We start from the raw sequence: 12,479 nt of genomic DNA, 5'->3' as shown, positions 1-12,479 counted from the left end.
CCGTACGCGCCGGCGGGCCGGGTGCCCGGCGGCCGGTTGGAACGATCCGCGGTGCCCGCCGCGTTGTGCACACAGAGACGGGGGTGCCGATGACCCAGACCGGCGGAATCGACCAGGGCGTCCACAGCGGCGTCCGCGAGGAGGAGCGCGAGGGCCGCGTGACGGTGAGCGACGAGGGGCTGCCCGAGTGGCTGCGTCCGGTGGCGCACGTCGTGGACACGGTGCGCCCGCGCCAGCTCAGCAGCTATCTCCCGCCCGAGAGCGGCGCGGGCCGGCAGTCGGCGGTCCTGGTCCTCTTCGGCGAGGGCCCGCGCGGGCCCGAGCTGCTGCTGATAGAGCGCGCCGCCAAACTCCGCTCCCACGCCGGTCAGCCCTCCTTCCCCGGCGGTTCGCTCGACCCGGAGGACGGCGACCCGCTGACCACGGGTCCGCTGCGGGCCGCCCTGCGGGAGGCCGAGGAGGAGACCGGCCTCGACCCGCTCGGCGTCCAGCCGTTCGGGGTGCTGCCGAAGCTGTACATCCCGGTGAGCGGATTCGTGGTGACCCCGGTGGTCGCCTGGTGGCGGGAACCGACCCCCGTCCGGGCCGTCGACCCGGGCGAGACCGCCCGCGTCTTCACCGTCCCGGTGGCCGATCTCACGGACCCGGCCAACCGCGCCACCGCCATCCACCCGCTGGGCCACGCCGGACCGGCCTTCCTGGTCGAATCGGCCCTGGTCTGGGGATTCACCGCCGGCGTGATCGACCGCATCCTGCACTACGCGGGCTGGGAGCAGCCCTGGGACCGTACAAAGCAGGTCACGCTCGACCGGCACGCATGACAAGGTGACGGGGGTGTGCGGTCGCCGGAGGGCCCTGGCGGGTTCCGGTCGGCCGCGTGCGGTTGTGGCTCGGCCCCCTGGTGCTGCGGGGTGTCCGCGACGCCCGGGGCGGCCCGCTCCGGCGGGCGCCGGACGCCGTGGCGACGGGGGCCGCGCGCTCGTGCCGTGACCGCCGCCCTGTGACCGAGCCCACGGGACGCGATGGCGTGATCCGGTGCGGACCGGACAGCAGCTTCCAGGCAACGACCAGGTGCCCAGGCACGACAGAGGAGAGGGCAGATTCGGTGAACGTGCTGGACATCCTGCTGCTGATCGCCGCCGTGTGGTTCGCGGTGGTCGGATACCGCCAAGGATTCGTCATCGGCATCCTGTCGGTGATCGGCTTCCTCGGCGGCGGACTGGCCGCCGTCCTGCTGCTGCCCGCGCTCTGGGACGCCGTCACCGACGAGGCCGAGGTCACCACGGTCGTCGCCGTCGTCGCGGTGGTCATCGTCATCGTCTGCGCCTCCGTCGGCCAGGCCCTCACCACCCACCTGGGCAACAGGCTCCGCCGCCACATCACCTGGTCCCCGGCCCGCGCCCTCGACGCCACCGGCGGCGCCGTGGTCAACGTCGCCGCGATGCTCCTCGTCGCCTGGCTGATCGGCGGACTCCTCGCCGGGACGACCCTGCCGACCGTCGGCAAGGAGGTGCGCGGCTCCAAGGTGCTCCAGGGTGTCGACCGGGCGCTGCCCGAGCAGGCCGGCACCTGGTTCGCCGACTTCCGCTCGGTCCTCGCGCAGAACGGCTTCCCGCAGGTCTTCAGCCCGTTCGCCAACGAGCCGATCACCGAGGTCCAGCCGCCCGACACCGGCCTCGCCGCCGGCTCCGTCGCGCAGAAGGCGAAGCGCTCCATCGTCAAGGTGGTCGGCACCGCGCAGAGCTGCAGCAAGGTCCTGGAGGGCACCGGCTTCGTCTTCGACGACCGCCGCGTCATGACCAACGCCCACGTCGTCGGCGGCGTCGACGAGCCGACCGTCCAGATCGGCGGCGAGGGCCGCCGCTACGACGCCACCGTGGTCCTCTACGACTGGGAGAAGGACGTCGCCGTCCTGGACGTCCCCGAGCTGGACGCCCCCGCCCTCAACTTCGCCTCCAAGGACGCCGAACGCGGCGACAGCGCCATCGTCGCGGGCTTCCCGGAGAACGGCGGGTACGACGTCCGCGCGGCCCGCGTCCGCGGCCGCATCACCGCCGATGGCCCCGACATCTACCGCCGCGGCACCGTCAGCCGCGACGTCTTCTCCCTCTACGCCACCGTCCGCCAGGGCAACTCCGGCGGCCCGCTCCTCACCCCCAAGGGCGAGGTGTACGGGGTCATCTTCGCCAAGTCCCTGGATGACCCCGACACGGGATACGCCCTCACCGCCGACGAGGTCCGCGAGGACGTCCGCGAGGGCCGCCGGGCGACCCAGCCCGTCTCCAGCGACGCCTGCGCGATGTAGCGCCCGCCCGGCGCCCGGGAGTGGGGCGTGGCGCCCCCATGAGCAAGCCCGCCCTGTGTCGGGGGCGGGCTCGGTGGGGCGCGGGTGTCGGGTCGCAGGGGCATGCCGGTGTGTGGGGACCGAGGACCGTGGGCAGGCGCCTGGAAGAGGCGGTCAGGCCACGGAGTCGGGCTCAGTCGCGCGTGTGCCGCAGCCGCGCCGAGACCCAGCGGGCGCGGCGGCGGAGGATGCGGGGAATGCCGATCTCCCGGGAGTCGGGTTCGAGCCCCCGGTCCCGGAGATCACCCCGGCGGCGCGTGCCCGGCGCTGCGGCCAGGCGGCGGTTGCGTGCTACGTCGTTGTAGTCGTGCGTCCAGCCCATACCCCGACGTGTGCCCGCGCCCCATGGTCGGTAACCGCGGCCGGGGCGCCCAATTGGCGTATGCGCGCGGCAAGTCGCGCCGGAGCGAACGGCTGTGCGGAGGGCGCACGGGCGGCCCGGCGTGCGCCAGGGTGCGGGGCGGCCAGGGGACTTGCCCGCCCGGCGGACGGACGGCGTACCCAGGGGCGTCCCGGCGGTCAGCGGTCCGGTTCGGGGTCCTTGAGCCAGTCGATCAGCTCGTGCGAGAAGGCCTCCGGGTCCTCCTCGTGCGGGAAGTGGCCGAGCCCCTCGAAGAGCCGCCAGCGGTACGGCGCCTCCACGTACTCCCCGGAACCCGCGGCGCTGCGGGTGCGCATCACCGGGTCGAGCGCGCCGTGCAGGTGCAGCGTGGGAACGCGTACGGGCATCTTCATGCGGCGGTTGAACTGGGCGCCGTCGGGCCGCGCCATCGACCGCACCATCCAGCGGTACGGCTCGATCGAGCAGTGCGCCGTGGACGGGATGCGGATCGCCTGCCGGTAGGTGTCGACCGCCTCGTCGTCGGGGAGCCTCGGCCCCGACCACTCGCGGATCAGCCGCCCGGTCAACGCGGCGTCGTCCGCCACGAGCTGACGTTCCGGAACCCAGGGCCGCTGGAACCCCCAGATGTACGACCCGGCCCTGGTCTGCCGCAGGTCGGTCAGCATCGCGGAGCGCCAGCGGCGCGGATGCGGCATCGAGGAGACCACCAGCCGCCGCACCAGCTTGGGGCGCATCACGGCGGCGGTCCAGGCCAGGTACCCGCCGAGATCGTGACCGACCAGGGCGGCGTCCGGCTCGCCGAGGGAGCGGATGACGCCGGTGACGTCGAGGGCGAGGTTGGCCGGGTCGTAGCCGCGCGGGGTGCGGTCGCTGCCGCCCACGCCGCGCAGGTCCATCGCGACGGCCCGGTACCCGGCGTCGGCGAGCGCCGTGAGCTGATGGCGCCAGCTCCACCAGAACTGCGGGAAGCCGTGCAGCAGCAGGACGAGCGGCCCCTCACCGGCCTCGGCGATGTGGAAGCGCGCCCCGTTGGCGGCCACGTCCCGGTGGGTCCAGGGGCCGTCGGGGCGGACGATCGTCGCGGGTTGGGCCGGATGGGTGGCAGGGTCCGTCATGAGGACGAGCGTGCCACAGCCGCGCCTCCCTCACCGCCACGGTCGAGGTGGGCCCCGCCGGCCTCGACGGCCGCGGCCGGGTAGGGGCGGCCCGAGACGGTGGGCAGGGCGTCGACCGGTTCCGGGCGGGGGTGCGGCTTGGCGTTCTGGAGGACGGCGGCCGTCTGCTTGGCCGAGGCCACGGTCTTCTGCGGACCCTGGCCCTTCTTCGCCTTCTTCACGAAGACCAGCGCGATCACGGCGAGCAGCGCCGCGACCAGCACGTTGACGGCGAAGGACAGCAGGAAGCAGATCGCCATGTTCAGGCCGGTCCAGGTGCGGAAACCGTAGGCGAGCGCGAAGCTCAGCATCGGCAGGGAGAAGATCAGCACCGTGGCCGCGGCGATGCCGACCGCGCTGCCGATCAGGCCCCGCGTCACGTCCTGCTTGAGCTGCGTCTTCGCCAGCGCGATCTCGTCGTGCACCAGCGCGGACAGCTCGGCGGTGGCCGAGGCCACCAACTGGCCGATGCTGCGGTCTGCGCCTACGGGTGCGCTCATCGCGATCTCCCTCTTCTCTCCCGGTGTCCCCACCGGCATCTCGTCCGACGTCTGCTCCGGCGTCTTCCGCTCCGGCCCGGCCGCGTGGCGGTGGCTCCGGGCCTCGGCCCGCGCGTCCGGTTCTCTGTGGTTACTGCTCCGTCAGATCATGCCGGACGGCGGCGTCCAGCGCTTCCTCGCGGTGCCGGAAGTCCGGGCCGCACACCACCGGCGTACGCCCCGTCCTCCGCATCGGCGCATCCCCGCCGGAAGGCGGAACATGCCTGTCCGGCCGGGGGAACCCGCCGCGGCCGGTGCCCGACCGGCGCCCGGGCGGGCCTGCCCGGGGGTGGCGGGGCGTCAGGTGCCGGCCGGCGGCGTCGGCGTGTCGTCGGCCTCCAGCGCGTCGGCGCGCGCCCGGTGCTCGGCGGCCAGCCGGGCGTGGCGTTCGGCGAGACGGCGGTGGTGGGCCGGGTCGTCCTGCTCGTCTATGTCGGGGATCGCGTTGCGGTCCTCGTCGCGCTCCTCGGTCTCCCACAGCTTCCGGTACTTGGCGTTCCGCAGCCTCAGCAGCACCGTCGCGAGCAGCGTCGCGGTGAGCGAACCGACCAGGACGGACGCCTTGATCTCGTCCGCCAGCACCGGGTCGTCGCTGAAGGCCAGCTCGCCGATGAGCAGGGAGACGGTGAAGCCGATACCGGCCAGTGAGGCGACGGCGAAGACGTCCGGCCACGCCAGGTCGTCGCTGAGGGAGGCGCGGGTGAAGCGGGTGGTCAGCCAGGTACCGCCGAAGATGCCCACGGTCTTGCCGACGACCAGACCGAGAACGACCCCGAGCGTTTCCGGCCGGGTGAAGATGTCGGTCAAGGCACCGCCGGAGACCGAGACGCCCGCCGCGAAGAGAGCGAACAGCGGGACCGCGAAACCTGCCGAGACCGGCCGTACGAGGTGTTCGACGCGCTCGCCGGGGGAGTGCTCCTCGCCCTCGCGGGTGGTGCAGCGGAGCATCAGGCCCATGGCGACACCGGCGATGGTGGCGTGGATGCCGCTGTTGTACATCAGCGCCCAGACGGTGACGGCGAGGGGCACGTACACGTACCAGCCGCGTACGCCGGTGCGCAGGAGGAACCAGAAGAGGGCGAGGCCGACCACGGCGCCGCCGAGGGCCAGGAAGTTCAGGTCGCTGGTGAAGAAGACGGCGATGATCAGAATGGCGAGGAGGTCGTCGACCACGGCCAGGGTCAGCAGGAAGGCGCGGAGCGCCGAGGGCAGCGACGTGCCGAGGACGGCGAGGACGGCCAGCGCGAAGGCGATGTCGGTGGCGGTGGGGACCGCCCAGCCGGTGAGCGCGCCGCCGCCCGCCACGTTGACGACGACGTAGACCAGGGCCGGTGCCACCATGCCGCAGACCGCCGCGACGACGGGGAGCAGGGCGCGGCGCGGGTCGCGGAGCTCGCCCGCGACCAGCTCACGCTTGAGCTCGACGCCCGCGACGAAGAAGAAGACGGCGAGCAGGCCGTCGGCCGCCCAGTGCCCGATCGACAGGTCGAGTCCGAGGACGGCGGGGCCGAGGTGGAAGTCGCGGACCGCCGCGTAGCTGCCGGAGGCGGTGTTGGCCCAGATCAGGGCGGCGACGGCGGCGAGGAGCAGCAGTATCCCGCCGACCGTCTCGGTCCGCAGGGCGTCGGCGAGGCGCAGGCGTTCGCGCAGCGGGGGGCGCGTGAAGGCGGCAGGGGTGGTGCCGGGCATGGGGAGGGGCCCTTCGTCGGAGTCCGGGTACGGCTGCGGTGGCATCGTCGCGATGCCGTGCCGACCAGACTTCCCGGCGTCCCCTCTGCGGTTGTCCCAGCTCCCGGGGCGCGAGCCAGGGGGAGCCGTTCCGTCACCCTACCGGGTGAGGGGCGGGGGCGGCTTCGGCCAACGGAGCGCGGGGAGCGCCCGGGAGGCCCCGCCGGTACGCGCCGGGGCCCGGCGGCGCGGGGATGCGCTGCCGGGCCCCGGCGTGCGTACGCGGGCGCGGGCGGGACGGGCCCGTCCGCGCGGGTGGGGCTCAGTCGTCGGACGAGGCGCTCGGAAGCTTCGTCTGGATGAGGTCCATCACGGAGGAGTCGGTCAGCGTGGTGACGTCGCCCAGCTCGCGGTTCTCCGCGACGTCGCGGAGCAGGCGCCGCATGATCTTGCCGGAGCGGGTCTTCGGCAGCTCCGCCACCGGCAGGATGCGCTTGGGCTTGGCGATCGGGCCGAGCGCGGAGCCGACGTGGTTGCGCAGCTCGCCGACGAGCGCGTCGTCCTCGGAGGCGGTGCCGCGCAGGATGACGAAGGCGACGATGGCCTGGCCGGTGGTCTCGTCGGCGGCGCCGACGACGGCCGCCTCGGCGACCTTGGGGTGCGAGACCAGCGCGGACTCGACCTCGGTGGTCGAGATGTTGTGCCCGGAGACGAGCATCACGTCGTCCACCCGGCCGAGCAGCCAGATGTCGCCGTCGTCGTCCTTCTTGGCGCCGTCCCCGGCGAAGTACTGCTCGGGGAAGCGCGACCAGTAGGTGTCGAGGAAGCGCTGGTCGTCGCCCCAGATGGTGCGGAGCATCGACGGCCACGGCTCGGTGAGCACCAGGTAGCCGCCGCCACCGTCCGGTACCTCGTTCGCCTCGTCGTCCACGACGGTCGCGGCGATGCCGGGCAGCGGGACCTGCGCGGAGCCGGGCTTGGTCTCGGTGACGCCGGGCAGCGGCGCGATCATCATGGCGCCGGTCTCGGTCTGCCACCACGTGTCGACGATCGGGCAGCGGTCGCCGCCGATGTTCTTGCGGTACCACATCCACGCCTCGGGGTTGATCGGCTCACCGACCGAGCCGAGCACCCGCAGGCTGGAGAGGTCGTACTTGGCGGGGATGTCGTCGCCCCACTTCATGAACGTCCGGATCGCGGTGGGCGCCGTGTACAGCAGCGTCACGCCGTACTTCTGGACGATCTCCCAGAACCGGCCCTGGTGCGGGGTGTCCGGGGTGCCCTCGTACATGACCTGGGTGGCGCCGTTGGCCAGCGGACCGTAGGTGATGTACGAGTGGCCGGTGACCCACCCGATGTCGGCGGTGCACCAGTAGACGTCGGTCTCCGGCTTGAGGTCGAAGACGGCGTGGTGGGTGTAGGCCGCCTGGGTCAGGTAACCGCCGGAGGTGTGCAGGATGCCCTTGGGCTTCCCCGTCGTCCCCGAGGTGTAGAGGATGAAGAGCGGCTGCTCGGCGTCGAACGCCTGCGGGGTGTGCTCGGCGGACTGCCGGCCCGTCACCTCGTGCCACCACTGGTCGCGGCCCTCGGTCCAGGCGACGTCCTGCCCGGTGCGGCGCACCACGAGGACGTGCGCGACGGAGTCGAAGCGGCTCACCGCGTCGTCCACGGCGGGCTTCAGCGCGGAGGGCTTGCCCCGGCGGTAGCCGCCGTCGGCGGTGATGACGACCTTGGCGTCGGCGTCGGCGATCCGCGCGGCGATGGCGTCGGCCGAGAACCCGCCGAAGACCACGGAGTGGGCGGCGCCGATCCTGGCGCAGGCCAGCATCGCGACGACCGCCTCGGGGATCATCGGCAGGTAGACCGCGACCCGGTCGCCCTGCTGCACGCCCAGTTCGGTCAGGGCGTTGGCCGCGCGGGAGACCTCGTCCTTCAGCTCCGCGTAGGTGATGGCCCGGCTGTCGCCCGGCTCGCCCTCGAAGTGGATGGCGACGCGGTCGCCGTTGCCCGCCTCGACGTGGCGGTCCACGCAGTTGTACGCGACGTTCAGCTTGCCGTCGGCGAACCACTTGGCGAACGGCGGGTTCGACCAGTCAAGCGTCTCGGTCGGCTCGGTCTCCCAGGTCAGGCGGCGGGCCTGCTCGGCCCAGAAGCCGAGCCGGTCAGCCTTGGCCTGTTCGTACGCCTCCGCGGTGACGTTCGCTTGGGCCGCCAGTTCGGCGGGGGGTGCGAACCTCCGCTCCTCGCGAAGAAGGTTGGCCAGGCTTTCGTTGCTCACGACATCTCCCTTTCCCAGGGTGTCCGTTGTGTCCCAGGCCACAGCTCATCATCCGCAGCCCCAGGTGACAAGGGGTGTAGGCGAATTGGTTTAGACCTGTGTGCGTGGTGGACGTGCGGTACGGGTACGGCCCCCAGCCCGCGCGGGGGGTACCCCCTGACACGGGCGCGGGCCGCTTCGGGTTCAACCGGGCCGGGCCCCTGACCTGGGCGGTACGCCCGCCCGGCCGGGACGCCCGGCCCTGCCGAACGGTGCCCGACGCGTACCCCCGGCCCCGGCCGCTCACCCGCGACGCCCTGGGAAAACGCTCCGGCGGAGCGGGTGGGCCGCCCGTGTTCACCCGGGCGGCCCCGGCCCACCGGCTCAGCGTGCGGCCCTGGTCGCCTCCTCCGTGATCCTCCCGGGCGCGGGCCCGGCGGCGGCTGCCCCGGACGAGGGAGCGTCGGCGGCGGGTTCCCCGTGCGAGGCACCCGGCGCCGGTGACGCCACCACCCGGTCGAACAGGTCCAGTGCGGGGGTGAGCAGATAGGCCTGCGCCTCCCCGACGTGGAAGTACATGCCCTGGAGCTGGAGCGTGCCCTCGGCCAGCCGGCGGGCCACCGCCTCGTGCGCCCGCAGGTGCTCCAGCTGCTGGACGACGTTGACCAGGCAGAGCCGCTCCACGGCGTCGGCGGGGGGCCGCCCCTTCAGCGTGGCCCAGGAGCTGCCCTCGGCGCCCAGCCGCTCCAGGCTGGGCAACCCGTGCCGCAGCCACCGGCCGAGCGGGGTGACGGCCTCGCCTCCGGTGGGGGGCGGGGCGTTGAGCAGGGCCTGCATCGCACCGCAGCCGGAGTGGCCGCAGACGGTGATCGAGCGGACCTTCAGCACGTCGACCGCGTACTCGATGGCCGCCGCCACCGAGTCGTCCGCCGACTCGGTGCCCGGGACCGGGACCAGGTTCCCGACGTTGCGGACGGTGAAGAGATCACCGGGCCCGCTGGCGGTGATCATGCTGGTGACCAGCCGGGAGTCGGAGCAGGTCAGGAAGAGCTGGGCGGGTCGCTGCCCCTCGCGGGCCAGCCTCGCCAGCTCGCCCCGCACGTGGGGTGCGGTGTCCCGCTGGAAGGCGCCGAGGCCGTCGGCCAGTTCGTGGACGCGGACCGGGGCCGGCCGGGCGTCGCCTCCGGGCAGGAGCGACGCAGGATGGTCGCCGCAGTGGTGGTTGCGCCACGGGGTCCACGGGCGGCAGCAGGTGTGGGCGGTGGCGGTGGGTTCGGCGATCCGCGTGCCCGCGCGGCCGGTCACCTCGACCTCGCCGCCCTGGGTGGTGTGGGTGGTCTGCCAGTCCTGGAGCGCCTCGTAGGCGGCGTGGTCCATGAAGGAGCCGTCGAGCTCCACGACGACCCGGCTGCCGCGCTCCACCTGGTGCAGGGCGCGGCTGAGCCGGGGCACCGCGAGGAAGGTCAACTGGCCGCGCACCCGGATGTGGTGGCCGCCGTCCCACTCGCGGTGGGTGATACGGGTCCGGGTCAGCCGGTGCAGCGCGACGGCGACGGCGACGGCGATGCCGAGGGCGACGCCCTCCAGGACGCCGAAGAGGACCACGCCGAGCGTCGTCACCACGTAGACGGCGATCTCGCGGTGCCGGGTCACGGTCCGGATGTGGTTCAGGCTCACCATCTGCACGCCGACCGCCGCCACCAGCGAGGCGAGCGCCGCCAGCGGGATCAGGTCCAGCACGGGGACGAGCAGCAGCGCCGCCACGATCACCCACAGGCCGTGCAGCATGGTGGAGGCCCGGCTGACCGCCCCGGCCGCGACATTGGCCGAGCTGCGGACGGCGACGCCGGAGACGGGCAGGCCGCCGAGGGTGCCGGAGACGACGTTGGCGGCGCCTTGGCCGACCAGCTCGCGGTCCAGGTTGGAGCGGGGGATGTGGGAGTCGTCGCCCGGCCGGGCGCTGACCAGCTTGTCCACGGCGACCGCGCCGAGCAGCGACTGGACGCTGGTCACCAGGGTCACGGCGATGACTGCGGTGATCAGGCCGGTCACCGGTCCGGTCGGGAAGCCGGCCAGCGCGTGGCTGCTCCACGACGGCAGGTCGACCCGGGGCAGCGCCATCCCGGAGAGCTGGGCGGCGGCGGTGGCTCCGGCGACCGCGACCAGGGGCGCGGGCAGGATCTTGGCGAGCCGCGCGCCCCGGCCCGGCAGCCGCGGCCAGGTCAGCAGCAGGCCCAGGGTGAGCGCGCTGACCAGGACGGCCTCGGGCCGCACCGCGGCGAGTTGGGCGGGCAGGGCCCGGAGGTTGTCGACGACCGAGCTGTCAGGGGTGCCGCCGAGCACGATGTGCACCTGGGCGACGGCGATGGTGATGCCGATGCCTGCCAGCATCCCGTGGACGATGGCGGGGCTGACGGCGAGCGCGGACCGGGCGACCCGCAGCGCGGCGAGGCCGATCTGGGCGAACCCGGCGAGCACGGTGATGGCGCAGGTGGTCCGCCAGCCGTACTGGATGATCAGGTCGGCGGTGACCACGGTGAGCCCGGCGGCGGGCCCGCTGACCTGGAGAGGGGAGCCGCCGAGCCGCCCGGCGACCAGCCCGCCGCAGGCGGCGGCGACCAGCCCGGCCTGGAGCGGGGCGCCGGTGGCCAGCGCGATCCCCAGGGAGAGCGGCAGAGAGATCAGGAAGACCGCGATGGAGGCGGAGAGGTCGGCACCGCTGATACGGAACCGCCCGCCGCCCGGCGGCCCGTGCGGCTCCTGCTCCCGGGAGGGCGGCGAGAGATCCGCCGTGTCGCGGGGGTTGATGGTGGAGGTGGAGGCGGTCATGGACCGTCCTTTCGTGGTTGTTCCGTGGGGATGTGCCGTGTCCGGCACGGATTTCGTGCCGGGGCGCGCGGGGGCGCTGGGCGCCGCCGCTGGGGGTGGGTGAGGGGCGGGCGGTGTTCCCGCGGTGCCGGGTGGTGCGCCCTCGGCGACTGGGGGCGCAACCGCGGCGTCGGGTGGTGCGCCCGAGGCGTTTGCGGGCGCGCCTGCGCTCCCTGCGGGCGCATCCGCGCCGCTGGGTGGTGAGCCCGGGGCGCCGGGCGCCGTCCCGGTGAGGTGGGGCGGTGGTCCAGAACCGCACGGCGTCGCGTCCGGCCCGTCCGGCCCGCCCGGTGGTGCTGCCGCGCCGCCGGGTGGGCCTGCCGGTCCTGTCGGGTGAGTCCGTCCCGGCCGTACGGCACGAGGCCGAGCCCCGGCTCCGTCGGAGGGGGTGGCTGGGGGGCGGGTCCGCTCCGGCCGTGAGACGTGGGGCCTCGCGGGCAGTGGGGCCGGGGTGCCGTCGGTGCCGGGCGCCGGAGCTTGCGCGCCGGGCGGCCGTGAGACCCGGGGCGGCGCCTGAGCGGGGGCCCGCGCCCGCGCCCGCCCCGCGTCGGGAGGATGGGCCCGGCCGGGGCGGGGACCGCCGGGACGACAGGGGGCGGCCCCCGCTACGTACTGGTCGCTCATCGGTCGCTGATACCGCCTGCGTTCATGTCACTCGTTCCTGTCGTGTCGTCACGCGTCGCCCTGCCGCTCGCTGGTGGGCCTCTGCTGTCGTGTCTGCCTGCCGCCATGGGCGGTTACCGCTGTGGCCGCCCCGCTGCGGGGGCCGCGCCTTCTGCCCTGTGAGCCCGCTGCCGGGCCGCGCCGTCGCCGGATGTGCGCCGCCGGTGGCCGGGCCCGGCCGGGGAGGTGCCCGGGGTCGGGCCCGGAGCCCCCTCGGGCCGCTCGCTCGTACGCCTCTGTCCTGTGGTGGTGCCGGGTGCGGCGGTGCCGCCCCGGTGCTGAGGCTCCGGCCCCGTGGGTGGGGGGCCGGGGCCGACCTCTGTGACCCCTGGTGCTGCCGTCCGGCGACCCGGCCTGACGGAGAGCCCGCATGGTGACCGCACACCCACCCGTGGGCGGCGGTCCCGTCCCGCGACCCCCGGGGTGCGGGCCGGGCGGCGCGGAACGGCGGGGTGCCGCGGACCGTCACCCGCCGACCGTCGGGCCCGTGCCCGGAGGCCGGGTCGGGTGCGGCCGGCCCCGGGAGGGCAGTGGTTGACGGAGGCGGGTGGGGTCCTCGGCGCTGGGCGGGCGTCGCGGTGCGGGCGGCGACGCCGGGGCCCGGCTCCTGCTTCTCTCAACTCTCAGTAAACGGATCGTAATG

At 74.3% G+C, this 12,479-nt stretch carries 8 protein-coding genes; 2 read left to right on the top strand and 6 right to left on the bottom strand.

The window, feature by feature from the left end; all coding sequences use genetic code 11:
- Positions 1-89: 89 nt before the first annotated feature.
- Positions 90-821 (top strand): NUDIX hydrolase, encoded by a 732-nt coding sequence (locus tag ACFWMZ_RS06250; RefSeq protein ID WP_383181461.1) that lies wholly within the window; start codon positions 90-92, stop codon positions 819-821.
- A gap of 284 nt (positions 822-1,105) precedes the next feature.
- Positions 1,106-2,305 (top strand): MarP family serine protease, encoded by a 1,200-nt coding sequence (locus ACFWMZ_RS06245; RefSeq protein ID WP_383181464.1) that lies wholly within the window; start codon positions 1,106-1,108, stop codon positions 2,303-2,305.
- Between the two features lie 172 nt (positions 2,306-2,477).
- Here ACFWMZ_RS06245 and ACFWMZ_RS06240 read toward each other — a convergent pair whose 3' ends face one another.
- The 6 genes from ACFWMZ_RS06240 to ACFWMZ_RS06215 all read right to left on the bottom strand — a co-directional run bounded on the left by ACFWMZ_RS06240 (position 2,478) and on the right by ACFWMZ_RS06215 (position 11,134).
- Positions 2,478-2,666, bottom strand: coding sequence for a hypothetical protein (locus ACFWMZ_RS06240; RefSeq protein WP_003949641.1), 189 nt, complete (start codon positions 2,664-2,666; stop codon positions 2,478-2,480).
- Positions 2,667-2,863: 197 nt separating this feature from the next.
- Entirely contained in the window at positions 2,864-3,802 is a 939-nt protein-coding gene (locus ACFWMZ_RS06235) for an alpha/beta fold hydrolase (protein ID WP_383181468.1), read from the bottom strand.
- Complete coding sequence (locus ACFWMZ_RS06230) at positions 3,799-4,341, bottom strand: phage holin family protein (RefSeq protein WP_383181471.1); 543 nt, start codon at positions 4,339-4,341, stop codon at positions 3,799-3,801. Before ACFWMZ_RS06230 ends, ACFWMZ_RS06235 begins: the two co-directional genes overlap by 4 nt.
- 339 nt (positions 4,342-4,680) lie before the next feature.
- Positions 4,681-6,069: a Na+/H+ antiporter NhaA gene (nhaA, locus tag ACFWMZ_RS06225; protein WP_383199754.1), complete on the bottom strand. Its 1,389-nt coding sequence runs from the start codon at positions 6,067-6,069 to the stop codon at positions 4,681-4,683.
- Positions 6,070-6,370: 301 nt separating this feature from the next.
- Positions 6,371-8,368, bottom strand: coding sequence for an acetate--CoA ligase (acs, locus tag ACFWMZ_RS06220; protein ID WP_383181477.1), 1,998 nt, complete (start codon positions 8,366-8,368; stop codon positions 6,371-6,373).
- A gap of 321 nt (positions 8,369-8,689) precedes the next feature.
- Positions 8,690-11,134: a SulP family inorganic anion transporter gene (locus tag ACFWMZ_RS06215; RefSeq protein WP_383181480.1), complete on the bottom strand. Its 2,445-nt coding sequence runs from the start codon at positions 11,132-11,134 to the stop codon at positions 8,690-8,692.
- Positions 11,135-12,479 lie beyond the last annotated feature (1,345 nt).

This window comes from Streptomyces sp. NPDC058373 (assembly GCF_042723275.1).
Taxonomy (GTDB): domain Bacteria; phylum Actinomycetota; class Actinomycetes; order Streptomycetales; family Streptomycetaceae; genus Streptomyces.
The sequence above is the reverse complement of the archived record's forward strand: the minus strand, read 5'-3'. Positions and strand labels throughout refer to the sequence as shown.

Bases quoted from the DNA above. Each gene is read 5' to 3' on its own strand.
- ACFWMZ_RS06230 (WP_383181471.1), bottom strand. From the start codon at position 4,341: ATGAGCGCACCCGTAGGCGCAGACCGCAGCATCGGCCAGTTGGTGGCC.
- ACFWMZ_RS06240 (WP_003949641.1), bottom strand. From the start codon at position 2,666: ATGGGCTGGACGCACGACTACAACGACGTAGCACGCAACCGCCGCCTG.
- ACFWMZ_RS06250 (WP_383181461.1), top strand. From the start codon at position 90: ATGACCCAGACCGGCGGAATCGACCAGGGCGTCCACAGCGGCGTCCGC.
- ACFWMZ_RS06215 (WP_383181480.1), bottom strand. From the start codon at position 11,134: ATGACCGCCTCCACCTCCACCATCAACCCCCGCGACACGGCGGATCTC.
- ACFWMZ_RS06235 (WP_383181468.1), bottom strand. From the start codon at position 3,802: ATGACGGACCCTGCCACCCATCCGGCCCAACCCGCGACGATCGTCCGC.
- nhaA (WP_383199754.1), bottom strand. From the start codon at position 6,069: ATGCCCGGCACCACCCCTGCCGCCTTCACGCGCCCCCCGCTGCGCGAA.